Genomic DNA, 26,072 nt, shown 5'->3' on the forward strand with positions numbered 1-26,072 from the left:
ACAAGGGATCGACCAATGAACCAGCACACCAGCGCTCATCACCCTGCCACCCCTCCCGCCGTCAAACAGACCAGCCTGTTCGTCCTGCTGGTTAAACGGCTGTTCAGCAAGAAGAAAAAGAAGGCCAGCACCATCTACCCGCTGCGGTAACCGCCGTTATTTTTCCCGCTCACAGCGAAGCATTGATGATGAAAAAATACGCCATTCTGAGTAACGGCTACGCCAGCGCCCTGCTGCGCTCCGTGGCCGATATCGCCAGCCACCTGCCCATCGAACAGGTGATCGACAGCGGCCTGGAATTTGCTGAAGACGACGTGCTGTATGTGCCGTCCGAGGACGGCCTGAACCTGGTCGCCCAACGCACCCACAACCCGCACATCGCCCAGGCGATTCACCTGTTCAAGGACAAGTTCGCCTTCCGCGAGAAGATCGCGCCATTGTTCCCGGACTTCTACTTCAGAACCTGCAAGACCGAGGCGATCAGCGCCCTGCAGCTGGATTTTTCCCACGGCAAGAAGTACGTGATCAAACCCCAGCGCGGCTACTACGCCACGGCGGTGAAAACGGTTGACGCACACAGTGACCTGGCCGCCGTGCAGCGCGAGATCAAGGCAGAACTGGCGGCGCGCTCGAAGTTCTACACCGGCGGCATGCTCTCGGAACACGAAGTGATCGTTGAAGCGTTCATTGGCACCGAGATCAAGAACTCGCTGTCGCTGGACAACGCCGAGCTGGCGGTTGATCTGTTTTACGACAATGCCGGTGTACCGGTGATCGTCGGCCTGTACCACCACCCGCACCCGACCCATGACAACTACTTCCACACGTTGTACTACACCAACGCGAAGATCTTCGAGTTGTTCTCCGCGCGAGTGTTGGCGTTCTTCAACGCCCTGCAAACCCTGGGCATGAACCTGCGTTCGTTCCCGGTGCATGCAGAATTCAAGGTGCACAACGGCGCGCTGATCCCGATTGAAATCAACCCGTACCGCTTCGGCGGTTATGGCCTGGCCGACCTGATGCATTACGTCGGCGGGATCAACCCGTATCGCGCGTACTTCAACAATGAGCGGCCGGACTGGACGGCCATATGGGAAGGCAAAACCGATCATTACGGCTGCATCGTCGGCTACAACGGGCAAACCGTGGATGTGCAGCGCGCCGAACCGGACCACCTGAAATTCCAGGCGTTTCTGGCCCCGGCGCTGCTGAACTACGAGGCGCTGGACCACACCACCTCGCCGTTGTTCGGCATCGCCTTCGTACAGACCGACGATGAGCGACTGTTTCGCTCAGTGATCGCGGTGGATTACGACGACTTTTTCGCCGTGACCACCGAGGCCGCCTGATTGCTGAACCGGCACCACCCAAGGGACGCAGCATGCAGTCGCGTCCCGTATTGCTTAATCATGCAAAGGAATACCCCATGAAAACCAAGGATTTTTCCCTCTCCGCTGTCATCGCCGGGTTCCTCGCGGTGTTCGTCGGCTTTGCCGGCCCGTTGGCCATCGTGTTCCAGGCCGCCAACCTGGCCGGGCTGTCCAGTGAAATGACTTCGTCGTGGATTTGGGCGATTTCATTCGGCAGCGGGATTTCCGGGCTGGTGCTCAGCTACCGCCTGAAAATGCCGATCATTTCCGCCTGGTCGACGCCGGGCGCGGCGCTGCTGGTGGTATCGCTGCCGGTGGTGGGCATCCATCAAGCGGTCGGTGCCTACCTGGTCTCCGGCTTGCTGGTGCTGGGCCTGGGTCTGTCCGGCGCCTTCAATTCGCTGATCGGGCGCATTCCCAAGGGCATCATCGCGGCGATGCTGGCCGGGGTCCTGTTCAACTTCGGCATCGAAGCCTTCGCCTCGATCCATGGCAGTCCGGTACTGGTGCTGGGCATGATCCTCGCCTTCTTCGTCGCCAAGCGCCTGGCCCCGCGCTACTCCACCGCCATCGCCATGGTGGTCGGCATGGTCTATGTGTTGGTCACTGGTGATTCGCACCTGGACACCGTGTCACTGACCCTGGCCAAACCGGTGTTCATCATGCCCGAGTGGAGCTGGTACTCGGTGCTGAGCCTGGGCTTCCCGCTGGCACTGGTGACCCTGACCGGGCAACACGTACCGGGCCTCGCGGTACTGAAGACCTCCGGTTTCAACCCGTCGGCCAACCCCATCGTCTCGCTGAACGGCCTGATCTCACTGATCTTTGCCCCGTTCGGTGCTCACGCGATCAACCCGTCGGTGGTGGCGGCGTCGATTTGCACCGGCAGTGAATCCAACGAAGACCCGAGCAAACGCTACGTCGCCGGGATCGCTGCGGGGATCATCTACATCGTCGTCGGTCTGTTCGGCGGCGCGCTGGCGCAACTGTTGGGCGCGTGGCCAAAAGAATTGATCGTGGCCCTGGCCGGTCTGGCGTTGATCGGTTCGATCACCAACGGTCTGGTGGGTCTGGTGACCAACGACGGCCATCGCGATGCCAGCGTTGTGACCTTCCTGGTGGCCGCTTCGGGCCTGAGTTTCCTCGGGCTGGGCGCAGCGTTCTGGAGTCTGGTGATCGGCGGGGTGGCGTATCTGATCCTGCACAAATCCTGGGCAGTCAAATCGGTGGAAACCAAGGTCGCCAATTGAGAGGAACACAGTCATGACTCATGTTTTCTATCGTGCGCCAAACGTCACCATGCCGTTGGCGGTGGGCGGTGAAGGGATCTATGTGATCGACGACAGCGGCCGGCGTTATCTGGACTCCTGCAGCGGGGTCGCCGTGTCCAGCCTCGGCTACAACCACCCCGGGGCGATTGCGGCCCTGCAACAACAAGCCTCGACGTTGGCCTACGCCTACGGCGGGGTTTTTCGCAATCAGGCGGCGGAAGATCTGGCCGATTTTCTGATCGCTCGCTCGCCGAACATGAGCCACGCGTACTTTCTGTCCAGCGGCTCGGAGATCATGGAAATAGCGCTGAAAACGGCGTTCCAGTATTTCGTCGAATTGGGCAAGCCGCAGCGGCGCTTGGTCATCTCGCGCCGACAGAACTACCATGGCAGCACCCTCGGTGTGCTGACCGTCTCGGGCAATGTCCAGCGGCGCGACATCTTCGACCCGGTGTTGGCGGCGCCGCACTACGTATCGCCGTGCTACGCCTATCGCAATCAGGCCGCCAACGAGACCGAAGCCGATTACGTGCAGCGGCTGGCCAACGAGCTGGAAGCAAAGATTCTTGAATTGGGCGCGGACAACGTGGCGGCGTTTGTCGCTGAAACCGTGGTCGGCTCGACCTCGGGCGCGGTGCCGCCGGTCAAGGGTTACTTCCAGGCCATGCGCAAGGTTTGCGACCAATATGGCGTGCTACTGATCCTCGACGAAGTGATGTGCGGCATGGGTCGTACCGGGCACCTGTTCGCCTGCGCCGAGGATGAGGTGGTACCGGACATCCTGACCATCGGCAAAGGCCTGGCGGCGGGTTATCAACCGATTTCGGCGATGCTGGTCGGCGCGCACATCCACGAGGCCATCGCGTCCGGCTCAGGCATGCTGCGCAACGGTCAGACCTTCGCCTTCCACGCCACCGCCTGCGCCACCGCGCTGGCGGTGCAGCACATCATCGAGGAGGAAAACCTGCTGGCCAACGTGCAACGGCGTGGCGAACAACTGCGCGGCCTGTTGCGCGAGACCTTCGCCGAACACCCGAATGTCGGCGATGTGCGCGGGCGTGGACTGTTCGTCGGCGTGGAACTGGTGGCGGATCGGCTGAGCAAACAACCCTTGCCGCCGAGCCAAAACCTCGCCGCGCGAATTCGGCCACTGGCGATGGAAGCCGGCATGATGAGCTACCCGCTGGGCGGCACCATCGACGGCAAACACGGCGACCACGTGCTGTTTGCCCCGCCGTTTATCGTCAGCGAGAGCGAGATCGAACAGATCGTGGCGATCTTTGCCAAGGTGCTGAACAAGGCGCTTGGCTAACTCATTCGCTGTAGGGGCCGCCGAAGGTTGCGATAAAGTCGGCACGACTTTCGTGTCACTGCCAGCGCTTCGCACTGGATCGCAGCCTTCGGCAGCGCCTACAGGATTGGGGTCAATCCGCCGAGGTTTACTGCGGCGGTTCAACCCGGCTGACCCGACGGCGTAACCAGTGCAGGAAACCACTCTGCACTTGGTCGGCCGGTTTGTACTGCTGCAACATCGTCGCCCGCGCCTGGGCGCGATAGCGGGCCAGACCGGCCAGTGCGCCGCGGATCTCGCTGTGCTCGTCCAGCCAGGGGTCGAGGTCAGCGCGGGCGATGCAATACACCATGCATTCACTCATCGCGGTGAAACGCGCCAGGGTCGGCGTGTGATCGATGAACCCGGTCTCGCCCATGACTTCGCCCGGCCCCATGCGCCCTACCTCGCACCAGCCTTCCGGACGCTCGACCGCCACAGTCATCACGCCGGATTCGACGATCATCAACGCATCGGGCACCACACCTTGGTGCAGCACCACCGTGCCGACTGCAAACGACTTCAAGTGCATGAAGTTTTCCAGCCCACCGCGCGCCTCATCGTTGAGCATGCGCAACGCGCCAACGCTGTTGAGCACCGCCGACTGACGACTCGACGGCTTGGACAACAGTTGCTCCTGACGCAACGGCTCGGACGCCGCCAGTTGCCGATAGATCAGGTCATACAGTTGATTGCGCACCGCGCCGCGCCGATCCCGGGACTTCACGTAGCCGGTGACTTCGTACTCCACGCTGCGCAACCCCGAGTTCTTGACCACTGCCCCACCCTTGGGCTTGGCCAGCAACTCGCGACAGCCCTGCAAGGCTTTTTCCAGCGAATCAAGCACCAGGCTGGGGCGCAAGCGCACCGGTAATTCGATGGTCAGCGTCACTGCGTAAAAGTGCCCGGGACGCGTGAGGTTGACGATTCGGGTCTTGGCCGCCATGGCGTTGGGAATTACCACCATGCTCCCGGCCGAGGTCAGCAGGTAAGTCGAGCGCCAGTCGATTTCGATGACTTTGCCTTCGATGTCATCGACGCAAATCACGTCATCCACGCGGAAGGGTTTGGTGGCGTTGAGCACGATCCCGGAAAACACGTCGCCCAAGGTGCTCTGCACCGCCAGACCGAGGATGATCGCCACCGCGCCGGAAGTCGCCAGCAAGCCCTTGACCGGGATGTCGAGGATATACGCCGCCGCGCCGACCACCGCGATCAGAAAAAACAGCGCGCCCATCAAGTCTTGCAGCAGATGGCCCTTGCCACCGATTCGTGGTTCGAGGATCACCACCGCCAACGCCGTCAACGTCCGCGCGCCGAACAGCCACCAGACAATCGCCAACAGCGTCGCCAAGGTATGCCGCGCCGGGGTAAAACCCTCCGGCACCGGAAACAACGGACTCAAGCCACCGTCCATCAACGACGCGCTGAACAGCGCGAACAGTACCAGCCGCACCAGCATCTTCCAGCGCAGATGCCGAGCATCGACCCACTGCCACAGCGTCAGGTCGATGATCACAAACAGCACGGCACTGGCCAGCGGAAAAGCAAACAACGGGGACTCCATCGACACACTCCAGACACATCAGTCGCCACAAGAGGCGAGCTTAGCTGATTGGCCTGTGCTGCGTCGTTACCCGCGAGGGTGACGCTTCTCGCAAATCACGAGAAGTCATCTCGCCGTTCACTGGCTTATCGCCGCCCCGGAAACCCATGAAACTGTACTTCTTTAGACCGGGCTAGCTCATAGCCCTACAGAGGTACATGACCATGCCAGTTATCGACACACCCAACACCGAACTGAACCAACTGCTGTCGCTGGAAGCGATCAGAAACCTGCGAGTGCTCTACTGCCATCACCTGGACAGTGGCCGCATAGACTCGCTCACCCAGCTGTTTACCGAAGACGCCATTCTGCAAGTAGATCGCGGTTGCTGGAGAGGTCGTGCGGAGATCAAGGCCGGCCTGTCTGATGCTTTCGCCGAATACGACCCGCAACAGCGCGGCGCTTACCCGTTCGTGCACCTGGTGTCCAACCCGTGGGTTGAACTGCTGGACGAGAACCGCGCCGAGGGACGCTGCCACATGCAGTTCCTCTTGACCGAACGCGCCGTCGAGGAAAATCCGTTGATCCTGATGGGCGTGTATGCCGACGAATACGTTCGGGTTGACGGTCAATGGCTGATCAGCCGCACCCGCCTCGACGTTATCTGGCCAAAGCCTGACGTGGCTGGCGGCGAGCCTGGCAACGGCCTCGTACTGCCGTCCTGATCGCTAGGTTGTTTAATTTTTCTCTGTGTTTTTCATTAATCCAACTACCTGAATTTCGGAGTAAAGCATGAGTTCCTCGCAAAAAGTTGTGGTCGTTACCGGTGCATCGCAAGGCATAGGCGCTGCTGTCGTGCAGGCGTTTCGCAAGCTCGACTACCGCGTGGTCGCGACCTCGCGCACGATCACGCCGTCGGACGACCCGTACATCCTGACTGTCGCGGGTGATATCGGCGATCCGGAAACCGCCCGACGTGTCATCGCTGAAGGTGTCGCACGCTTTGGCCGGATCGACACGCTGGTGAACAACGCCGGCATTTACATCGGCAAGCCGTTTACCGAAAACACCGCCGACGACTACGCCGCAGTGATGAACGTCAACATGGCGGGCTTCTTTTACATCACCCAACTGGCCATCGCCGAAATGGAAAAGCACGGCAGCGGCCACGTGGTCAGCGTGACGGCCAGCATCGGTGATGTTGCAATCAGCGGGATCTATTCGGTATTGGCGGCCATGACCAAAGGTGGCCTGAACTCCGCGACCAAATCGCTGGCGATCGAATACGCCAAGAAAGGTATTCGCGTGAATGCCGTCGCACCGGGGGTCATCAACACGCCGATGCACGCGCCGGAATACCACGAAATGCTGGGCAGCTTCCATCCGCTGGGCCGCATCGGCGAGATGAGCGACATGACCGACGCCATCCTGTACCTCGACTCGGCACAGTTCGTCACAGGGGAAATCCTGCACATCGACGGCGGTCAGAGCGCTGGTCGCTAAGTCACCAATCACCAGGACTTCGCGGGCGCCGCCAGTCGGCGCCTGTTGCTTTGAGAATGGTCTGGCGCGCGGTGTCAGGTACGCCGACTTCGCCAAAACATTACCCGTGTAGGAGCTGCCGAAGGCTGCGATTGCTTTTGAATTTGAAGACCCTGCGGGCCTTATCGCAGCCTTCGGCAGCGCCTACAGGATTGGGGCAATTCTGAATTTTTTATCCAGTCATGCATCCATCAACACCGTCCCCTCCACCACCCGCACCGCCACTTGCTCCAACTGCGCGCCCTTGCACGGGCCATCCACGCACTGCCCGTCTTCAAAACGAAACATCGCACTGTGGTGCGCGCACATAAGGATTTTGCTGCGGTAGGTGCAGAATGTTTGCGGCTGGAAGTTCAGCGGCACGGAGAAGTGTGGGCAACGGTTGACGTAGACCCACGCCTCGTCGCCCCGGCGCACCGCGATCAGGCCGGCGGGATGCAACCGTTGTTGCTCCGGCAACCCCAAGGCGCCGCCGTCGGCGATGTCGTCCAGCTGGCACAGGCTGATGCTGCTCATGCTCAACCGCGCAGGGCCGGGTTGCCCAGGCTCCAGTTCCACGGACGGATTTCAATGTGCGAGAACAAACCGGCCTGGACGTAAGGATCGTCCTGCATGAAGGCTTCGACTTCCGGCAGGCTGGCGGCTTCGATCACCAGCAACGTGCCGTTCATCGCCGAGCCCTCTTCATCGAGGGTCGGACCGCCGAGGCGCACCACCACATGGTGCGCATCCGGCGCGCGCAAATGCGCCCGGTGCAAGGGACGCAGGCGCTGGCGCAAGGCCTGGGTACCGGGATTGTCGGTGGCGAACACTGCAAAAAACTGTCCCATGCTTCACTCGGTTTCCATGACAAATTCGTAGTAGGCGCTCTTGAACGGCTGCGGCATGTTCACGCCACCGGCGTCCTTGTCGTGGGCCGGGCGATCTTCGTAGGTCACTTGCAGCGAACCTTTTACGCCGAACACCGCGTCCGACTCCAGGTACGGGTCATCGCTGTTGAACAGGTGGGTTACCAGCTTGCGATAGCCCGGCACGTCGATCATGAAATGCAGGTGCGCCGGGCGCCACGCATGGCGATTGGCGGCGTCCAGCATGCGCCCGACCGGGCCATCGGTGGGGATCGGGTAGCACACCGGGACGATGGTGCGAATCGCGAAGTAACCATCACTGTCGGTACGGTAACGCCCGCGCAGGTTGCCGAACGGTTGCTCAGTGTCCTGCCCGGAATACATGCCGTTCTCGGCGGTTTGCCAGACGTCCAGCACCGCGTCGACCAGCGGCTGGCCCTGGGTGTCCAGCACCCGGCCACGGACCAGCGCCGGGATGCCATCGGTAAGCGCCATGTTCTCGCCATAACTGCGATCCGGCATGCCGTCGATGTAGAACGGGCCGAAGACGGTGGTTTCCGTGGCACTGGTGCTGTGTCGATGGTTGATCGCGTCCACCAGCATCGACACACCGAGGGTGTCGGAGAGCAAGATGAATTCCTGACGCACCAGGCCGTCGCACTTATGCCCGGTGTCGGTGAGGAAGCGAATGCCCTCGAACCATTCGGCTTCGGTCAGCTCGACTTCGCTGACGAATGCGTGCAGGTGGCGCACCAGGCTTTGCATGATCTGTTTGTAGCGCGGGCTGGCGCTGGCGTCGAAGCTGTCCACCGCCTGTTGCGAAATCAGCGCTTCTGCGGTTTTTTCGTTATCGGTCATTGTTTTTATTCCGATCAGTTAATCAAGTAAAACGCCGGGGTACAGGACACCCCGGCGTTACACGGTCAGGCTGGCGCCAAGCCTTTCCAGGCACGGGTCAACAAGTCCTCGATCGGCCCTTGTTCAAACGGCCGAGGGTTGTGGTACGGGCTTGCACAGGCGATCTGCGCGGCTTCGGCCGGGCCGCCTTCAGGCATGCCCAACTCGGCCAGCGACAACGGGATGCCGAGTTTTTCGTTCAGCGCGTAGAGCAATGCGCCGACCTCACTGGCTTCGCTGCCACCCAAGGCCCGCGCAGCCCGTTGCAAGGGTCCTGCGGCCGCTTCGCGGTTGTAATGCGCGGCGTGGGGCAGAACGATGGCGTGGGCCTGTGCATGCGGCAGGTTGAAGGTGCCGCCCAGCGTATGGCACAGCTTGTGGTGCAAGGCCATGCCCACCGAACCGAGGCAGATTCCCGCCAGCCACGCGCCATATTGCGCCTGACTGCGGGCTTCCGGGTACTCGGGGTCGTTGACGATCAGCGGCAGCGATTGCGCCAGTGCTCGAATCGACTCTTCAGCCATGAAGCCGATGATCGGATTGGCGTCCTGGGCGTACAGCGCCTCGACCGCGTGCGCCATGGCGTTCATCCCCGAACAGGCGGAAATCTGCGCCGGCAGGCTCAATGTCAGCTGTGCATCGTAGATCACGGTTTTCGGCAAAACGTTGATGTCGCGCCCGGTTTTCTTCAGGCGGTTTTCGGTCAGGCCGTAAATCGGGGTCATTTCCGAGCCGGCGTAGGTGGTCGGCACCGCCACGATTGGCAGCCCCGAATCCATGGCAATCGCCTTGCCCAGGCCGATGGTCGAACCACCGCCCACCGCCACGCAGCAATCGGCGCCCAAGCGTGCGGCTTCGACCCGCGCGGCCTGCGCCACTTCCAGCGGAACGTGCATCACGGCATAGGGATACACCCCGGCCGAGCGTTTACCCAACAAGCGCGACACTTCCTCGCCCAGTTCCTGTTGCTCTGGGGTGGTCAGGATCAAGGCGCGCTTGGCGCCGAGGCGGTCGATCTCGTCCGCCAGGGCCGACAATTTTCCCCAGCCGAACACCACACGGGTCGGCAGGCTCTGATACACAAAGGGATTCATGGCTGCACTCAACGTTTGAAATGCGGGGGGATTTTGGCGTCGACGTTGACCCACACCGAACGTGCTTCGGTGTAGTCATGCATCGCTTCGAAACCCATTTCACGGCCATAACCCGACTGCCCAATACCACCAAACGGGCTGCCCGGGCTGACGCGCTTGTAGCAGTTGATCCAGCACATGCCAGCGTGAATCTGGTCGGCCATTTTGTGTGCACGGGCCAGGTTCTGCGTCCACAGGCCACTGCCCAGGCCGTACTCAGTGCCGTTGGCGATGGCCAAGGCTTCTTCGTCGGTGTCGAAACGCAGCACGGTGACGAACGGACCAAACACTTCTTCTTGCGAGACCCGATCACCCGGCGCTGCTTCGACCACGGTTGGCTCGACATAAAAGCCGTTGGCCAATGCCGGATCCGTCGGCGCCTTGCCACCGGTCAGTACGCGACCGCCCTGCTCGCGGCAAATATCGACGTAAGCCAGCACGCGATCACGGTGCAGCGCGGAGGTCAGCGGGCCCATTTCAGTCTGTGGATTCATCGGATCGCCAAGGCGAATCGACTTGGCCAGGGTGATGAAACGCTCGAGGAACTCGTCGGCGATGTCCTTGTGCAGAATCAACCGCGAACCGGCGATGCACGCCTGGCCCTGGTTGTGGAAAATCGCCCACGCCGCGCCGTTGACCGCCGCTTCGATATTGGCATCGGCGAACACGATGTTGGCGCCCTTGCCACCCAACTCAAGTTGAATGCGCTTGAGGTTGCCCTGGGACGCTTCAACGATTCGACGACCGGTGGCAGTAGAGCCGGTGAAGGCGATCTTGCCCACGTCCAAATGTTCGGCCAGACGCTGACCCGCAGTGTGCCCATAACCCGGCACGATGTTGACCACGCCCGCCGGGAAGCCGACTTCGGTCATCAACTCGACGATGCGCAGGGTCGACAACGGGGTGATTTCCGACGGCTTGAGCACCACGGTGTTGCCTGCTGCCAGCGCTGGGCCCATTTTCCAGCTGGTGAACATCAGCGGGAAGTTCCACGGCACGATCTGCCCGACCACGCCAATCGGCTTGCGTTGCACGTAGTTGAGGAAGCCGGCATCGACCGGAATCACCGAGCCTTCGACCTTGTCCGCCATGCCACCGAAATAACGGAAGCAGGCGGCGGTGCGTGGCACGTCGAGGCCGCGTGAATCGCGAATCGGGTGACCGGTGTTGAGCGATTCGAGTTGCGCCAGTTCTTCGCCGCACTCTTCGATCTTGTCTGCCAGTTTCAACAGCAAACGCCCGCGTTCGGCAGCGCCCAGCGCAGCCCAGGCCGGGAACGCACGCTTGGCGGCGGCGACGGCGAGATCAACGTCTTCTGCTTCGGCGGCGGCGATTTTAGTGATCAGCGAACCGTCGTGGGGCGAGACCACATCGATGGTGCCGCCGGCCACTGCGTCCACGAAGCGGCCATCGATATAAAGCTGGTTGTGCATGATATTTTCCTCGCGCCGCACGAAAGGCGCGGCGTCTGACGACTGACTGAAGAGCGGGCCCGGCGCATGGCCGGGCCTGGCAAAAAGGCTTAGAACTCGATCGGATACGGCTTCAGCTCGCCGCTTTCATAGCGCTGCGGCAGGTTCGGCGTGGCGTTTTCCCAGACCATCAGCATCGAGCGCTTGGTTGAGTAGCCCTGGTGACGGATGTCGGCCGGCATGGCGCAGATGTCGCCCGGACGCATGGTGATCCGCGCACGCGGGTTGCCGTCGTCCTTGTCGCCCACGTCCCAGACGATGTCGTCGGACATTTGCAAGAACCACTCGACGCGGTCGTTGCCGTGGAATACCGGCAGCATGTATTCCTCGGTGGTCGGGCAGAACAGGCTGGCCCTGCACACCGAAGTCACCGACGGGTTCCAGGTCACGTCGGAGCGCGACAGGTACTTGAACAGGCTGAAGGCGTGCAACTGGCCTTCAAAACCTTCGGCGGCGTGAACTTCCGGCTCGTCCTGGCTGACGTCGGCGAAGTGACGATTGATCGGCAAATCGTTGCGCAGCGGTGAGTCGTCCAGCAGGCCAGGCATGCGCTTGGTGGCAATGCGGAAACGCTCGATGGCTTCGATGTTCTCGCCGTTCTTGCGACCGAAGGCGCTGCCGGTTTCTTGCGGTGCAGCAAATGGGTCGAAGGTGCAGTTGACCCAGTCGCGCAGAATGGCTTTGAAAGTGGCCATGATCAGCGGCGTTTCGAAGTTTTCGGTGTAGTTGACCCCGGCTTCTTTCAACACGCCGTTGAAGGTGCCGGCGTACAGGTCGACCTTGCCGTAGTAGTTGCGCGTGCCGATGACGTGGTCGAAGTTGACCCAGCCGTAGAAGAAGCCCCAAGCCACATCGCGCATCAGGGCGCGCAGAAAAATGTCGGCCGGAATCAGGTGCGAGCGGGTTTCGCCTTTGGCAGGCCAGGTGATACGGGCGAAATATTCATCGCGCGACAGTTCGAACGCACCGAGTGTGTACGAGCGATAGCCGGTGGTCGGGTGTGGCGCGCTGGCGGTGACGTCTTCGTCGGCGAATGATGCGGTGTCGGCAGCAGTTTCGAGCATGGCCATGACAGAATTCCTCTTATTCTTGAAAAAGTTGGGCGCAAGACACCCGCATCACTTGAGGCAGATATCTGCCCACTTCTCGATCGACAGCGGTCCTTTGATGGTCTGCTGCAACAGCACACCCGGACGGCTGGATTCAAAGCGATACGCAGTGCCGGCTGGCAGCAGGCATTGATGGCCGCGCTTGAGCAGCACGTAGCCCATGGGCTTGCCCGCAGGCACTTCACCGGCCAACTGAGTGCCCTCGCCGTCCTTCAACGGCGCGTCGAGCTTGAGGAAGTCGACCCGTACTTCGCCGTCCATCACGATGGCGAACTCATCGTGGGCAGCGGTGTACCAAGGCGATTGACCTTCGGCGCGCAGGGTCTCGATCACGTAGCCCAGGTTCAGGCCAACCACGACTTTTTCATAAGGAAGGGACTTACTGGCCACTTCGAAGATGTTCGAAAAGGCATAGTGGCGAGCTTCGCCACTGACGATTTCAACGACCCCTTTGCTGAAGTTTTCCAGCGAGCCGAAGACCGTTTTAATTGCAGCAGTACTCATCACTTTCACCGCCATTGTTGTTGTATTGAGGTGAGGCTACGGTACGGCGAGAGTGGGCTGCGGACAATTCCACAACCACCGACAACAGTGTTTGCGAAATGCAAACACTGCACCCGGTGCCTCGGTTTATCAGGACACCCAGCCACGCTTCAGCAACGGTTTGTCCCAGCTCGGTTCATCGCCAAGTTTCTCGATAAGAAATTCGATCAAGGTCCTGACTTTCAAGGCCCGGCGCTGAGTGGCCGGAAACACCGCCGAGAAGTTGAACGACGATAAGGTGTAGTCCGAGAGCACCGGAATCAGCCGCCCGGCCAACAGGTCATCGCTGGCCACTAGCGTCGGCAGGCAGACAATGCACACCCCCGTCGCCGCGTAATCGCGCAGTAAATGCACCGAGTTCGAGCGCACCTGCCCCGGCAGGCTCAACTCTACTTGCTCGTCGCCCAGGCTGAAGGTCCAGCGGTTGCGCGAGGGGTAACCGGCATACAGGGCGATCTTGTGCTGCAGCAGTTCGGTCGGGTGTTGCGGCACGCCGTATTCGGCGGCGTACTCTGGCGACAGGCAGAACACCCGACGCACGGCAAACAGTTTGCGTTCGATCATGGTCTCGGCCATCGGCGGGAACATCTGGAACGCGACATCGAAGCCCTCTTCGATCAGATCGACCACCCGGTCGTTGACCACCACGTCGATTTCGATGTCCGGGTACAAGCGATTGAACTCGGCGAGGATTTGCCCGAAATGGCCAATGGCGAAGCCGGGCAGCATCTGGATCCGCAGCTTGCCAGCGGGTTTGGCGCGCAATTCACGCATGTGTTCGGTCAGCGAGTTGAAACCCGCCACCATCTCCGAACATTCTTTGTAATAGGTCTCACCGACCTCCGATAACCGGACATGCCGCGTGCTGCGGTGAAACAGCGGCGCGTTGATGAACTGCTCCAGCTGTTGAATGCGGTGGGTGATCACCGAACGGGTGACCCCCAGTTGCAGAGCGGACTTGGCGAAGTTGCCGGTTTCAGCCACCCGGACGAAGGCTTCGACACTGAGTAAACGATCCATGGGGCAGGTTCTCTGTGAATTTTATTCGGTGGGCCACGCTTTTGTAGGAGTCATGCGAGGCCTAACCCATGCTGCGCAGCGCCTTGTTCAGGCCTTCCTGGCACGTTAGCAACGCATTCTTGATGCAGGGGATGGCAGTACGCATTCGCCAGATTGGCCCCACCACATCAATGGCGTAGCTGCCCTGTGGCGTCTGCAAACCGACCGCTATCGCCCCCACGCCGATGGTGTGTTCATCGAAGTCATAGGCGAATCCGTCCTCGCGTATGTCTTGCAACTGCACCAGCAGTTTGTCCAGGCTCGGGGTAAAGGGCGTGAGCGGTGTGAGCGTGGTGCCCAGCAGTTTGATCACGGTGTCGTCGTTCATCCTCGCCAACAGGATCTTGCCGCCCGATGTCGCGTACATGCTGAACATGTTGCCGGCCACCGGAGACACGCGCAGGGCCTGATGCGACACCACCGAGTGCAGGATCATCAGGTTGTCGCCATTGGCGGTTTCCAGCACGGCGGTCTCGCCAGTCTGGCGGGCCAATTCATCAAGAAAGGGCCGGGCGCGCTGACAGATGTCCACATGACTGTGCGACGCCAGGCGCATCAACGCAGGCCCTAGGCACACACCGCCGGCGCCATGCAATTCCAGTAATTCCTCAAGCGCCAACGCATCAACCAGCCGCTGGACCGTCGAGCGCGGCAGGTCTATGCGCTTGGCAATAGCGCCCAGGCTCAGCCCGGCGGGTTCACTTTCCAGACAGCGCAGCACCGCTGCAGCCCGCGAAACGACTTGCATGGCACTACGAGCTGATGAAGGGATCGTCATTTTTCTTGCCTCTCGTACCGTGTCTCGATACAGTGTACCGAAATCCAGCACCCAGTGTAACGCTGGCTCACTTTTTTGCCACCCCTGTTTTTTTGGAGACTTGACGTGTCAGCACCTGCCGCCCCTCCTGGTCCTGCTCCCTTCAGTTGGCGCCTCGCTATCGGCTTGGTGGGCGTGCTGATTGCAGCCTTGACCTCAGGTATCAACGACCGGGTTACCGAAATTACCCTCATCGATACGCTGGGCGTGTTTGGCCTCGGCCATGACGAAGGCACCTGGGTCAGTACCGCCTATGCGGCCGCCGAGGTGTCGGCCATGTTGCTGTCGCCGTGGCTGGCAATCACTTTTTCGATACGCCGCTTCGCCATCGTCGTCACGGCCGCTTTTACCCTGTTCGGGATCATCATTCCCTTCGCGCCGAACCTGGAAACCTTGCTTACCCTGCGGGTACTGCAAGGTCTGGCCGGTGGTGCCCTGCCGCCTTTGCTGATGACCGTGGCGCTGCGCTTTGTGCCGTGGAACATCAAGCTTTACGGGCTCTCGGCCTATGCCTTGACCGCTACTTTCGGTCCCAATCTGGCGATGCCATTGGCCGCGCTATGGGGCGAACACAGTGACTGGCACTTGGTGTTCTGGCAGATCGTGCCGGCCGGGTTGATCGGTGCGTCGTTGATTGCCTACGGCCTGCCACAGGACCCGGTGCGTCTGGAACGCTTCAAGCAGGCGGATTGGCGCGGCGCACTCTTGGGGGTTGGCTGGATTTCCATGTCGGTGATTGCTCTGACTCAAGGCGAGCGCCTGGATTGGCTGAACTCGCCGCTGATCGGCGCCTTGCTGCTGGGCGCCGCAGTGTGCCTGCCGTTGTTCCTGCTCAACGAATGGTTCCACCCGATGCCGCTGTTCAAACTGCAGTTGCTCAAGCGCCGCAACTTTGCCTACGGCCTGATGACCTTGTGCCTGTTCGTGGTGGTGGCCTCTGCCGGCAGTGCGATCCCGGCGGCTTACCTGATGGAAATCCAGGGTTACCGACCGCAGCAAGTGATGCCCATCGCCTTGCTGATCGCCGTACCACAACTGCTGCTGGCGCCACTGGTGGCGTTTGTGATCAACCGCCGCTGGGTCGATTCGCGCTATGTGTTGGCCATCGGGCTGGTGCTGCTGACCCTCGCCTGCCTCGGCGGCTCGCTGATCACCAGCGAATGGATACGTGATGATTTCTACTGGTTGCAGGCCTTGCATACCTTTGGCCAGCCGATGGTGGTGGTGCCGCTGCTGATGAACGCCACCGGGGTGATTGCGCCGATGGAAGGGCCGTTTGCCTCGGCGATGGTCAACGCGCTGCGCGGCATGGCCGCGGTAGTCGCTGGCTCGCTGGTGGAAAACTTCATCACCCAGCGTGAACACCTGCACTCCAATACCTTGCTCGACAGCCTCGGCGCCAGGTTGCACACCTTGGCCGGGTTCGCTGACAGCTCGGTCGCCGAGTTGGCCGAGCGCGTGCGCGGCCAAGCTTTTGTCCTGAGTTTTAGCGATGCGTTTCTGGCCTTGCTGGCCGTCATCGCCGTGTTGTTCCTGATTCTCCTGACCCTCCCCATCCGAGCCTATCCACCGCAACCTCCGGTATCGCCATGAACCATAGAACTGCAGTTTCTCTTATCAGCGCAGCAGTCCTGCTGTGCGCCGCTTATGGCGGTTATCGCTTGTTGAGCAACGGATCGGTTCAGCGTACCGACGATGCCTACATCCGCGCCGATTCAGTGTTCGTCGCACCACGCGTGTCCGGTCAAGTGACCAAGGTGTTGGTGGAAGACAACCAACCGGTCAAGGCCGGGCAATTGTTGGTCGAACTGGATGACCGTGATTTTGTCGCGGCCCGCGCATCGGCTGCGGCCAGTGTTCAAGCCGCGCAAGCCGAACTGAAAAACCTCGGCGCCGGCATCGACCGTCAGGCAGCGGTGATCGACCAGGCGTCGGCCACCACCCGCTCTACCGCCGCCTCGTTGAAGTTCGCCCAGGCCAACGCCCAGCGCTACCTGAACCTGTCGGCCTCCGGTGCCGGCACTCAGCAAGAGCGGCAGAAGGCCGAGTCGGACCTGCAAGGTTTCCAGGCCAGTCGTGATCGTGACGAAGCCTCGCGCGTCGCTGCGGTGAAGACCCTGGATGTACTGCGAGCCCAACTCGACATGGCCAAGGCGTCGTTGGCCAAAGCCGAAGCGGCGTTGCAGCAGGCGGATTTGAACCTGTCGTACACCAAAATCACCGCCCAGCAGGATGGCATGGTCGGCCAACGCTCCGTGCGTGTGGGTGCCTATGTGTCGCAAGGGCATCCATTGCTGGCGGTGGTGCCGCTGCATGAGGCATTTGTGGTGGCCAATTTCCGTGAGACGCAAGTGGCCCACATGTACGAAAACCAGCGCGTCGACCTCAAGGTCGATGGCGTCAACGGCCACAGCTTCAAAGGTCACATCGACAGCGTCGCGCCGGCCACCGGCGTGTCGTTCTCCGAAGTGGCACCGGACAACGCCACCGGCAACTTCACCAAAGTCACCCAGCGCCTGCCAGTGAAGATCGTGTTCGACACCGATCAACCTGACCTGGAACGCTTGCGGGTCGGCATGTCGGTGGTGGTCAGCATCGACACCGCCCAGGAGATCTGAGATGAAACGCGCACTGTTGTTATTGGCACTGGCCAGCATCGGCGCCTGTACCGTTGGGCCGGACTTCGAAAAACCCCAGGCGCAGTTGCCTGACAGTTGGCAAGCGTCATCGCGCCCCGGCACCTCAGCGAGCACCGCCGCCGACACTCAATGGTGGCAACAGTTGGGCGATGCTCAACTGTCCTCGCTGGTGGAGCGCGCGGCCAAGGCCAACCTCGACGTGCGCACTGCGAGCAATCGCCTGGATCAAAGTCGGGTGATGCGTCAGGTCACCGGCAGCCAGCAGTATCCGGGGATCAGCACCGGCGCCAGCTATCAGCGTGATCGCAGCAGCTCGGACGGTTTGCTCGACCCTTCCAACCTCAATGGCAAGGCGCCGTATGAAGTGTGGACCGCCACCGTCGATGCCAGTTGGGAAGTGGATTTGTGGGGCCATGTACGGCGCAATGTCGAAGCCGCCGAGGCCGATATTCAGCTGACCCAGGCCCAGCACGACGGTGTGGTGTTGAGCATCGCGGCAGAAACCGCCACCGATTACATTCGCCTGCGCGGTGTGCAGGCGCGGCTCGACGTGGCCCGGCAGAATCTGGAAATCGCCCGGCAGAGCAGCAAGCTGACGCAGAACCGCTTCGACAATGGCGTGACCACCAACCTCGACACCGCCAACTCGGCGGCGCAAGTGGCAACCATCGAAGCCATTCTGCCCGTACTGCAAGCGCAACAAGACAGCCTGATCAACGCCCTCAGCTACCTGCTGGGCGAGCCGCCACGGGCATTGAACGGCGAACTGAGCCAAGCCAAAGCGATCCCACACCCGGCGCCGGATGTACCGCTGGGGCTGCCTTCCGAACTGGCGCAACGGCGTCCGGACATCCAGCAAAGCGAAGCCGCGTTGCATCGCGCAACGGCGGCCATCGGTGTGGCCAAGGCCGACTTTTATCCTCGGGTCAGCCTCGGCGCGAGCATGGGTTTCCAGGCGCTGGACGGCTCGGACCTGGGTGGCTGGAATTCCCGGCAGTGGTCCTACGGCCCGAGCCTGTACCTGCCGATCTTCCAGGGCGGTCGACTGACCGGCACCCTGGAGCTGCGCGAGCGGCAGCAGCAGGAAGCGGCGCTGAATTATCAGCGAGTGGTCCTCAGCGCCTGGCATGAGGTCGACAACGCGATGTCCGATTACGCGGCGGAAAAGCAGCACCACGCAGCGCTGGAAGAGGCCGTTCGGCAAAACACCATTGCCCTGAGCACCGCGCGTGATCGCTACAACCAAGGCGCCATCGACTTCATCAACGTGCTGGGTGTGCAGCGCGCGTTGCTCGCCACGCAAAGTGATTTGGTGGACAGCGCGACCCTGGCCGCGGTCGATCGTGTGCGTCTGTACCGTGCCTTGGGCGGCGGTTGGCCGAAGACTCTATAGGCGCATCATGAGCACTCTCGACATTCTCATTGCAGGGGCTGGCACCACAGGCTTGATGCTGGCCCTGCGCCTGGCGCGTGCAGGCGTGCCCTTTCGCATCATCGAACGCAACCGCGAGCCGGGCCGAACGCCGCCCACGATGGTCGCGCAAGCCCTGGCGATTGAGTTTTATCAACAGATTGTGCTGGCGGAGCAACTGATCGAGGACGGCATCTGCCTGGAGCCGACGCGTTGGGGCAATCTCGGAAGAGTCGTCGTGCCCTCGCCCTTTGTATTGTCATTTCCTCAGGACGACCATGATGACTGTCTGCTTGAGCAACTTCGCGCGCTAGGGGTCGAGGTCGAATGGAATGTGGCCCTGCAACACGTTGAGCAGCGCCAGGATTACCTTACCGCCACGCTGTTGAAAAACGGGGTCCATGAGGTGTGTGAGGTGAGTTATGTGTGCGGGTGCGAAGGCGCTCGCGGCCTGGTGCGCAGCGCTTCTGACCTGAAGCTCAGTAGCGCCGGCATCGACGACCAGTTGTTTTACGTCGCCGATGTCACGGTCGATGGACCGCAACCACCGAACGTCTACGTGCGCGCCGCCCCGCACAACCTGATATTGACCGCCCCCGTGCGCAGCGGCATGCGGCGTCTGGTGGGCATCGTAGCGCCTGAACTCGAACAGCATCACGGCCTGACCTTTGACGACATGCGCGCATCAGCCGAGCAGATGCTGGGCGTCACCGTGGGAAAAGCCCACTGGATGTCCACCTACCGCGTCCATCAGCGGGTGGCCGAGGCGTTTCGTGTATGCCTGGTGATGCCAAGGAATGTCACTTCCCGTTTACGAAACGGAAGTGGAACGCTGAAACCAGAAACGCGATACCGCTTGAGCACCCTGGCGTAGTACCCGCTTGACCGCACCAGTGAGCAAACCGAGCGATGCCGTGACGGAGCGGGAACGTCGACCGTTGAGCTTTTCAAAATCCAGGAGGAACTGGCGCATTACCGAGCGCTCGCTGCCCGCTTGTTCGAACATCGCCAGGTCGCGGGCGCGTTGCACGGGGCCACGTTCTTTCATCCAGGTGAAATAACGGGTTGCCGAAGGCGAAATGAATTCGAGGAAGGCGTTCTTGCGGTCATCTGCGTAGTCGTTAAGCACCGTCAGTGGCGCGTGGTCATTGATCACCGCAATCAAGGCCTGGGCCAGATGTTCCGCATCCAGCACGCCACCCGACAAGCCAAGGCCACCCATGGGGTTGCTGACGTACGCGGCATCACCCGCGAGGATCACACGCCCACGGCGCAAGGCTGCCGCGCAGCGTTGTTGAACGCGATACGGGTCGAGACAATCGACGCGATACTGGTCAGGCGTCGGTGCCCCAGGGAGCAACCGCTCAAGGCGTTGATGCAGGCGCTGACTGACCTCGGCATCGGACAACCACGGATCCTCTTCGTAACAGAGGCGCCACAGACCGCTGTGATCGAGTTGCACCACGACCGCCCAATCGATGGGATCGTGAACAAAATTGGCCCGGGAGTAGCCGTGCAGCGAGAAGTCATAAAACACGTTGGCCGCGACCAGACGCTCTGGCCAGGTACTGCCATCGAATGTCAGGCCGAGTTTTTCGCGCACGCTGCTGTGTTCGCCATCGGTCGCGGCCACCCAGCGCGCACGCAGCTGTGTCGGCCCGCCGGGACCACGGGTGTGCAGGGTCACGTAGGCGTCGTCCTGCTCCAGCTCTTCGACCCGGTGATTCCAGCGGATCTCGACGTTGGGCAGCGTGCGCAAGTGCTCAACAATAATGTTGGAGACGTGATGTTGACTCAGCAGCAACATGTAAGGGTATGGGGTGTCCTGCGCCAGCACGTCCCAGTCCATCTTCGCGATCAGCCTGCCGTCGGCATGACGATAGGCGACATCCGGGCATTGCACCGCGCGCTTGCGAATGTCGTCGAGCAGGCCGAGGCGATCAAGGACGGCGACGGTCGGTGGCGTGTAGGTGACCGCTCGTGGCGACGGCGAAACGCCAGATTCGGCTTCGAACACCACGACCCGAATCCCGGCCTTGCCGAGCTTCAATGCCGTGAGCAGCCCCACCGCGCCACCTCCGACCACCACCACTCCATCCAGCGTTTCCATGCATGCCTCTCATCAATCGTTGAAGGTACAGACGCGACGAAATTGCACGGCGTCAGGACGACGGAATCAAGCGTAACCAGCCCGACCGGTGGAGACAATGAGCACCCCGTTTGCCAATCGCAAACCGCCCGATTGCGTTTTAGACCGAGGAATTTTCAGATGAAGGAAGGTTTGCATTTGCCAATCGTACCGTTCGCGAATTTGGAACCCAGCGATGTTGTTTTATTGCCAGGCCCTGCTCATGCTGGAGCGGGCAGACGATACTAGCGTTAGCGCAGCCCGGATCGACCACGAGCAAACGCCCTAAGGCCAAGCCGTTTACAACAACAAGAAAGACAGAGGCGCTGGATGGATATTTATCTGAGCATAGAAGCATTCGTACGTGCCGCCGAGGCAGGTAACTTTGCGAACGCCGCACGGCAAATCGGTGTCGCCAAATCGGTGATTACCACACGGGTGCAACAGCTTGAAGAGCACCTGGGCGTCTCGCTCTTCCACCGTTCCAGCCGGGCGGTGAAACTGTCCGAAATCGGCGTTTCCTATTACTCCGATTGCCACGACCTGATCGATCACATGCAAGCCCTCTCGCAACGCTCACGGGACACTTCAACGTCGGTGACCGGGGTGTTGCGCGTGGCGGCGTTGAATGGCTTTGCCTTGCAGCATCTGCCTGCAGTCATCGAGAAGTTCAGGAAGAGCCACCCCCATGTCGATCTGGATATTTTTGCCAACGACCAGGTCGTGGACCCCGTGCAGGAAGGCTATGACATCGTGCTGCAGATCTTTCCGCCGGCCTCCGAGTCACTGATCGAACGCCGCCTGTTCCGCATGCGCGGGGTGTTCGTGGCCACGCCCGGATACCTGGAAGACCGGCCACCGATCCTGCACCCCGACGACCTTTGCCAGCACGATTTCTCCTGCTACCGCTATTACCCGTGGCGCCGCTGGTCGCTGAACAATGAGTCGCAGCACAACGAGGTGACGCTGGTGCCTGCCCTGCGCTCGAACAGCGTACACCTGGTCCAGGAATTCGCCCGCCGAGGCATGGGCGTCGCTTACTTGCCGACCATGGTTGCTTGCGACGATCTGCTGGAGGGCAAACTGGTGCGTGTGCTGTCTGACTACGAAACCGACACCCCGTATTTTTCCGCTGTGTACCCGACCTCACATCGCGGCACGGCGAAGGTGAAGTTGTTCCTGGATTTGCTGTCATCGATGTTCTCCATGGAACCGGAGTGGGATGTACGTCTTGGGTTGGCGAAGGAAACCGAGTGTGCCCCGCCTGCAATAATCGTCAGCTAAGAAGCAACCTCTGATCGTTCCCACGCGTGGAAACGATCAGCACAATCCCCCGTAGGAGCGAACTCGTTCGCGAGGCGGTCGAACAGATACACCGCATCAAGCCGCTCGCCAACACGTTGGCTCCTACAAAGACCGCGTCACACCTTCCCCGGCCGGAACAAAAAATACGCCAGCGCCGGCAGCAGTATCAGCGCGCCGAGCATGTTCCACACGAACATGAATGCCAGCAGCACGCCCATGTCGGCCTGGAATTTGATTGGTGAGAAGTACCAGGTGGCCACCGCGATACCCAGCGTCGCCCCCGTCAGCACCACGATCTTGCCGGTAAATACCAACGCCCGGTAGTACGCCTCGGACAAGCTCACGCCCTCGCGCAGGTAGCGCAGCATCACGGTCATGATGTACAGCGCATAGTCCACGCCGATGCCCACCCCCAACGCAATCACCGGCAACGTCGCGACTTTGACCCCGATGTTCAGCCAGACCATCAGCGCCTCACACAGCACCGAGGTCAGCATCAGCGGTAGCACCGCGCACACCACTGCGCGCCAGGAACGGAAAGTCACCAGGCTGATGATAATCACCGCCGCATACACCAGGAACAGCATCTTGCGGTTGGCTTCCTTGACCACGATGTTGGTGGCCGCTTCGATGCCAGCGTTACCCGCAGCGTTGAGGAAGCGATAGTCCGCCGAATTGTTGCGCGGGGCGAAGTCTTCGACGGCATTGACCACGCCGGTCAAGGTATCGGCCTTATGGTCGCGCAGGTACACGTACACGCTCAGCAGGTCGCAGTTCTGGTTGAACATTTCACGCGGCGCGCGGGTGATGATGGCGTTGAGCATGTCCTGATTACGCGGAATCTCGTACCACTTGAGACTGCCCTCGCTCATGCCGGTGGCGGCGGTTTTCGCCAGTCCGGCCAGGGACTTGGTGCCCTCCACGCCGGGCACCTGGGACAGCTCGAATTCCAGGCGATCGACGGTGCGCACGGTGTCATATAACGCGCAGGCAAACTGTGGGGTCTTGACCATCACCACGTACACATCACTGCTCGCCGAATAGTGGCCGACCATAAACCCGTTATCGAGGTTGTAACGGGAGTCGGCACGCAATTCCGGCGCACCAGAATTGGTATCACCGATCTTCAGTTGCGTGCCGTAACCCACGCCGATCACTGCCAACACGATGCCCGCCAACAGCGCGCAACCGGCCCAGCGTCGATGGGTAAAGTGATCGAGGAAAGCCCAGGCCGGATGCTTGACGTGACGCGCATCGGCGATCTCCGCCGCGCCGCTCATGGCCGCTCTACGCGCAGCACTTTCGCTGACGCCGATGAACGACAACAGCACCGGCAGCAGCATCAGGTTGGTCAGGATCAAGATGCTCACCCCGATGCTGGCGCAAATCGCCAGGTCCTTGATCACCGGGATGTCGATCACCATCAACACGGCAAACCCGACCACGTCGCAGACCAGCGCCGACAGCCCAACCAGGAACAGCCGGCGGAAGGTCAGGCGCGCCGCCATCAGCCGATCAACCCCGCGACCGATGTCTTGGGTGATGCCATTCATTTTCTGCGCGCCGTGGCTCAAGCCAACGGCGAACACCAGAAACGGCACCAGCACCAGATAAGGATCGAGCACAAAACCCAGACTGGCCAGCGCGCCGAGCAACCACACCACAGCGATCAACGAGCAACTCAACACCACCAACGCACTGCGAATGCAGCGGGTGTACCAGAACAGAATCGCCAGACAAATCGCCGCCGCCACCAGGAAAAACAGCATGACCTGGTGCATGCCTTCGATCAGGTCGCCGACCAGCTTGGCAAAACCGGTGATGTGAATGTCGATGCGCGCCGAACTGTAAGTACTGCGCAACGCCTCAAGACGCTTCGACAAGGCCTGATAATCAATCGGCGCCGCGCCGCTGGCGCGTTGTTCCTGCAAGGGCACGAGGATGATGCTGGATTTGAAATCATCGGCGACCAGCTGACCGATTTCGCCGGAACGTTCGATGTTCTGCCGCACCTGAGTCAGGCTGCGCGCCGACCCGTCGTAGTCGTCCGGGATCACCGGTCCACCGTCGAGCCCGTCTTCGGTCACGGCGGTCCAGCGCATGGCCGGGGTCCACAGTGACTTCATGTACGGCCGGTCCACCGCCGGCAACAGGAACAGCTCGTCGGTCAGTTTTTTCACTGCCTCGAGGTATTCGGCGTCAAAGATGGTGCCCTGCTTCGCTTCCACGGCGATGCGTAAGGTGTTGCCGGCACCGGCCAACTGCGAACGGTTTTGCAGGTAATTGACGATATACGGGTGCCCGCTGGGGAGCATTTTTTCGAAGGCTGCATTGAGTTCCAGACCGGTCGCCTTGTAACCGAACCAGCAGGTGGTCAACAGGCACAGCAGCACGAACAGCGCGCGTTGGCCGAACAGCAACCGTTCTACCCATGACCCGCGCTGGGTCAGCAATTGGCTGTCGTCGGTGGTAAATCCATGCTGAGCGTTCATTGCGCGGTCTCTCTATTGGCGGCCAGGATAGTCACGCGCTTGACCCCGCGCGGGCCGGTCAACACCAGTGCGCCATCGGCGCTTTGGGTCAGATCGGTAATCGTCGAGCCGTCCAGTACGCTGGCAGCCAACGGCTGAAAATGTTGGCCGTGATCGTTACTGCGCAGCAACCGTCCGCCTTCGCTGGCGACCACCAGGCTGCCATCGGCGAGTTGTTTGCCGGCGGTCAGGCTACTGCGCTCACCGGTCTCGACCGGCTGCCACTGACCGCCCTCCTCCAGTCGATACGCGTTGCCTTTGAGGCCGAATATCAGGTCTTGTCCGCGGGCCACGCGCACGGCGCCGAACCAGGTGCCGTGGTAAGGGCTTTGCACCCGGGAGAACGGCTGCCCCAACGCTGTTCCGCGCAGCAGCGTGCCCTGTTCACCGACGATTACCACGCCTTGCGCATCGCCGAGGATCGCGTACAGGTGCATGCCGCCAGGGTTGTCCAGTTCGCTGCCCACCGAGCGCCAATGCACGCCGGCGTCGTCGGTCAGCATCGCCAGGCCATACGCGCCCACCACCAGACCGTGTTGCGAGTCGGCGAAGTACACCGCCAAGAAGGGTTTGTCCGCGCCCTCTGCGACTAACTGTTGAGCGGCGCCGAAACGTCGTTGCGCGCCCTGGGGATCGACAGCCGACTGCGCTTGCGCACCCTGCCACTCCAACTGTGCGGCCAGCTTGCCATCCAGTTGTTTGCCCCAGGTTTGCCCGCCGTCTTCGCTGTGCAGGATTACCCCACCATGCCCCACTGCCCAGCCGTGATCGGCGTCGACGAAGCTCACTGCCGTCAGCGCCACGCTGCTGGGCACCGAGCGTGACTGCACCCAGCTCACGCCACTGTCATCGGACAGCAACACGATGCCCCGCTCGCCCACCGCCACCAGACGCTGCCCAGCGCGGACCACGGCCAGCAGTACCGCGCGATCGGCGTGTTGATCGACTGTCGCGGGTGTGTCCAGCAGGTCCACCGATGCACTGTGCGCCACACCGGCCGCAGCCAGCGCGACACCCAGCAAAAGCACACGCAGCCCTTGGCGCACGCCATGAAAATTCAGATTGCTCATCGCAAGATCCCACCGCTCAGATAGTGATCGGCCCGGTTGCCGGGCCGACAG

General features: G+C 61.2%; 24 protein-coding genes. 11 read left to right on the forward strand and 13 right to left on the reverse strand.

The genetic code is table 11. The features are described from left to right. Positions 1 to 15 precede the first annotated feature (15 nt). The 4 genes from ACF0H7_RS21675 (at position 16) to ACF0H7_RS21690 (ending at position 3,953) form a co-directional block, all read left to right on the forward strand. Positions 16 to 150, forward strand: a complete 135-nt coding sequence (locus ACF0H7_RS21675) for a hypothetical protein (RefSeq protein ID WP_397448908.1) — start codon at positions 16 to 18, stop codon at positions 148 to 150. A gap of 35 nt (positions 151 to 185) precedes the next feature. Beyond that, entirely contained in the window at positions 186 to 1,349 is a 1,164-nt protein-coding gene (locus tag ACF0H7_RS21680; RefSeq protein ID WP_397448909.1) for an ATP-grasp domain-containing protein, read from the forward strand. Between the two features lie 77 nt (positions 1,350 to 1,426). Continuing rightward, entirely contained in the window at positions 1,427 to 2,620 is a 1,194-nt protein-coding gene (locus tag ACF0H7_RS21685; RefSeq protein WP_397448910.1) for a benzoate/H(+) symporter BenE family transporter, read from the forward strand. A gap of 13 nt (positions 2,621 to 2,633) precedes the next feature. Then, a complete protein-coding gene (locus tag ACF0H7_RS21690) occupies positions 2,634 to 3,953 on the forward strand; it encodes an aspartate aminotransferase family protein (protein WP_397448911.1) in 1,320 nt (439 codons plus the stop codon). A 127-nt stretch (positions 3,954 to 4,080) separates the two neighbouring features. Here the strand turns inward: ACF0H7_RS21690 and ACF0H7_RS21695 are convergent, their stop codons facing one another. Continuing rightward, positions 4,081 to 5,538, reverse strand: a complete 1,458-nt coding sequence (locus ACF0H7_RS21695; protein WP_397448912.1) for a mechanosensitive ion channel domain-containing protein — start codon at positions 5,536 to 5,538, stop codon at positions 4,081 to 4,083. 203 nt (positions 5,539 to 5,741) lie between these two features. Here ACF0H7_RS21695 and ACF0H7_RS21700 point away from each other — a divergent pair, with 203 nt between their 5' ends. Both ACF0H7_RS21700 and ACF0H7_RS21705 read left to right on the forward strand, forming a co-directional pair. After that, entirely contained in the window at positions 5,742 to 6,242 is a 501-nt protein-coding gene (locus ACF0H7_RS21700; protein ID WP_397448913.1) for a nuclear transport factor 2 family protein, read from the forward strand. A gap of 67 nt (positions 6,243 to 6,309) precedes the next feature. Further along, positions 6,310 to 7,020, forward strand: coding sequence for an SDR family NAD(P)-dependent oxidoreductase (locus tag ACF0H7_RS21705; protein WP_397448914.1), 711 nt, complete (start codon positions 6,310 to 6,312; stop codon positions 7,018 to 7,020). 219 nt (positions 7,021 to 7,239) lie between these two features. Here ACF0H7_RS21705 and ACF0H7_RS21710 read toward each other — a convergent pair whose 3' ends face one another. The 9 genes from ACF0H7_RS21710 to ACF0H7_RS21750 all read right to left on the reverse strand — a co-directional run bounded on the left by ACF0H7_RS21710 (position 7,240) and on the right by ACF0H7_RS21750 (position 14,898). Beyond that, the gene (locus ACF0H7_RS21710; protein WP_397448915.1) at positions 7,240 to 7,575 is read right to left on the reverse strand and encodes a Rieske (2Fe-2S) protein; all 336 of its coding nucleotides are present in this window, start codon (positions 7,573 to 7,575) and stop codon (positions 7,240 to 7,242) included. A gap of 2 nt (positions 7,576 to 7,577) precedes the next feature. Then, positions 7,578 to 7,889 (reverse strand): YciI family protein, encoded by a 312-nt coding sequence (locus tag ACF0H7_RS21715; RefSeq protein ID WP_397448916.1) that lies wholly within the window; start codon positions 7,887 to 7,889, stop codon positions 7,578 to 7,580. Positions 7,890 to 7,892: 3 nt separating this feature from the next. Continuing rightward, positions 7,893 to 8,765 (reverse strand): dioxygenase, encoded by an 873-nt coding sequence (locus ACF0H7_RS21720; protein WP_397448917.1) that lies wholly within the window; start codon positions 8,763 to 8,765, stop codon positions 7,893 to 7,895. A 65-nt stretch (positions 8,766 to 8,830) separates the two neighbouring features. Continuing rightward, positions 8,831 to 9,898, reverse strand: coding sequence for a maleylacetate reductase (locus ACF0H7_RS21725; protein WP_397448918.1), 1,068 nt, complete (start codon positions 9,896 to 9,898; stop codon positions 8,831 to 8,833). 8 nt (positions 9,899 to 9,906) lie between these two features. Next, positions 9,907 to 11,370, reverse strand: a complete 1,464-nt coding sequence (locus ACF0H7_RS21730; protein WP_397448919.1) for an aldehyde dehydrogenase family protein — start codon at positions 11,368 to 11,370, stop codon at positions 9,907 to 9,909. A gap of 89 nt (positions 11,371 to 11,459) precedes the next feature. Beyond that, the gene (locus tag ACF0H7_RS21735; protein WP_397448920.1) at positions 11,460 to 12,479 is read right to left on the reverse strand and encodes a hydroxyquinol 1,2-dioxygenase; all 1,020 of its coding nucleotides are present in this window, start codon (positions 12,477 to 12,479) and stop codon (positions 11,460 to 11,462) included. A 48-nt stretch (positions 12,480 to 12,527) separates the two neighbouring features. Further along, positions 12,528 to 13,022 (reverse strand): hydroxyquinol 1,2-dioxygenase, encoded by a 495-nt coding sequence (locus ACF0H7_RS21740; RefSeq protein WP_397448921.1) that lies wholly within the window; start codon positions 13,020 to 13,022, stop codon positions 12,528 to 12,530. Positions 13,023 to 13,151: 129 nt separating this feature from the next. Beyond that, complete coding sequence (locus tag ACF0H7_RS21745; protein ID WP_397448922.1) at positions 13,152 to 14,081, reverse strand: LysR family transcriptional regulator; 930 nt, start codon at positions 14,079 to 14,081, stop codon at positions 13,152 to 13,154. A gap of 61 nt (positions 14,082 to 14,142) precedes the next feature. Next, positions 14,143 to 14,898: an IclR family transcriptional regulator gene (locus ACF0H7_RS21750; RefSeq protein ID WP_397448923.1), complete on the reverse strand. Its 756-nt coding sequence runs from the start codon at positions 14,896 to 14,898 to the stop codon at positions 14,143 to 14,145. Positions 14,899 to 15,003: 105 nt separating this feature from the next. Here ACF0H7_RS21750 and ACF0H7_RS21755 point away from each other — a divergent pair, with 105 nt between their 5' ends. From ACF0H7_RS21755 to ACF0H7_RS21770, 4 genes are read left to right on the forward strand one after another with little or no spacing between them, the layout of a single operon-like run. Next, complete coding sequence (locus ACF0H7_RS21755) at positions 15,004 to 16,530, forward strand: MFS transporter (protein ID WP_397448924.1); 1,527 nt, start codon at positions 15,004 to 15,006, stop codon at positions 16,528 to 16,530. Further along, entirely contained in the window at positions 16,527 to 17,555 is a 1,029-nt protein-coding gene (locus ACF0H7_RS21760; protein ID WP_397448925.1) for an HlyD family secretion protein, read from the forward strand. Before ACF0H7_RS21755 ends, ACF0H7_RS21760 begins: the two co-directional genes overlap by 4 nt. Before the next feature lies 1 nt (position 17,556). Continuing rightward, entirely contained in the window at positions 17,557 to 18,969 is a 1,413-nt protein-coding gene (locus ACF0H7_RS21765) for an efflux transporter outer membrane subunit (protein WP_397448926.1), read from the forward strand. Positions 18,970 to 18,976: 7 nt separating this feature from the next. After that, positions 18,977 to 19,861: an FAD-dependent monooxygenase gene (locus ACF0H7_RS21770; protein WP_397448927.1), complete on the forward strand. Its 885-nt coding sequence runs from the start codon at positions 18,977 to 18,979 to the stop codon at positions 19,859 to 19,861. On the opposite strand, the gene ACF0H7_RS21775 is transcribed toward ACF0H7_RS21770, so the two are convergent. After that, positions 19,799 to 21,097, reverse strand: a complete 1,299-nt coding sequence (locus tag ACF0H7_RS21775) for an FAD-dependent oxidoreductase (protein WP_397448928.1) — start codon at positions 21,095 to 21,097, stop codon at positions 19,799 to 19,801. The genes ACF0H7_RS21770 and ACF0H7_RS21775 overlap by 63 nt on opposite strands. 348 nt (positions 21,098 to 21,445) lie before the next feature. Between ACF0H7_RS21775 and ACF0H7_RS21780 the strand changes: the two genes are divergently transcribed. Next, positions 21,446 to 22,399 carry a LysR family transcriptional regulator gene (locus ACF0H7_RS21780; RefSeq protein ID WP_397448929.1) on the forward strand — a complete coding sequence of 318 codons (954 nt, stop codon included), beginning with the start codon at positions 21,446 to 21,448 and terminating at the stop codon, positions 22,397 to 22,399. Positions 22,400 to 22,536: 137 nt separating this feature from the next. On the opposite strand, the gene ACF0H7_RS21785 is transcribed toward ACF0H7_RS21780, so the two are convergent. Beyond that, on the reverse strand, positions 22,537 to 24,912 hold the full coding sequence (locus ACF0H7_RS21785; protein ID WP_397448930.1) for an RND family transporter: 2,376 nt from the start codon (positions 24,910 to 24,912) through the stop codon (positions 22,537 to 22,539). After that, entirely contained in the window at positions 24,909 to 26,021 is a 1,113-nt protein-coding gene (locus ACF0H7_RS21790) for a WD40/YVTN/BNR-like repeat-containing protein (RefSeq protein ID WP_397448931.1), read from the reverse strand. The genes ACF0H7_RS21785 and ACF0H7_RS21790 overlap by 4 nt, the downstream gene beginning before the upstream one ends. Positions 26,022 to 26,072: the final 51 nt, after the last annotated feature.

The sequence above is a fragment of the Pseudomonas sp. NA-150 genome (assembly GCF_044336365.1).
GTDB lineage: Bacteria > Pseudomonadota > Gammaproteobacteria > Pseudomonadales > Pseudomonadaceae > Aquipseudomonas.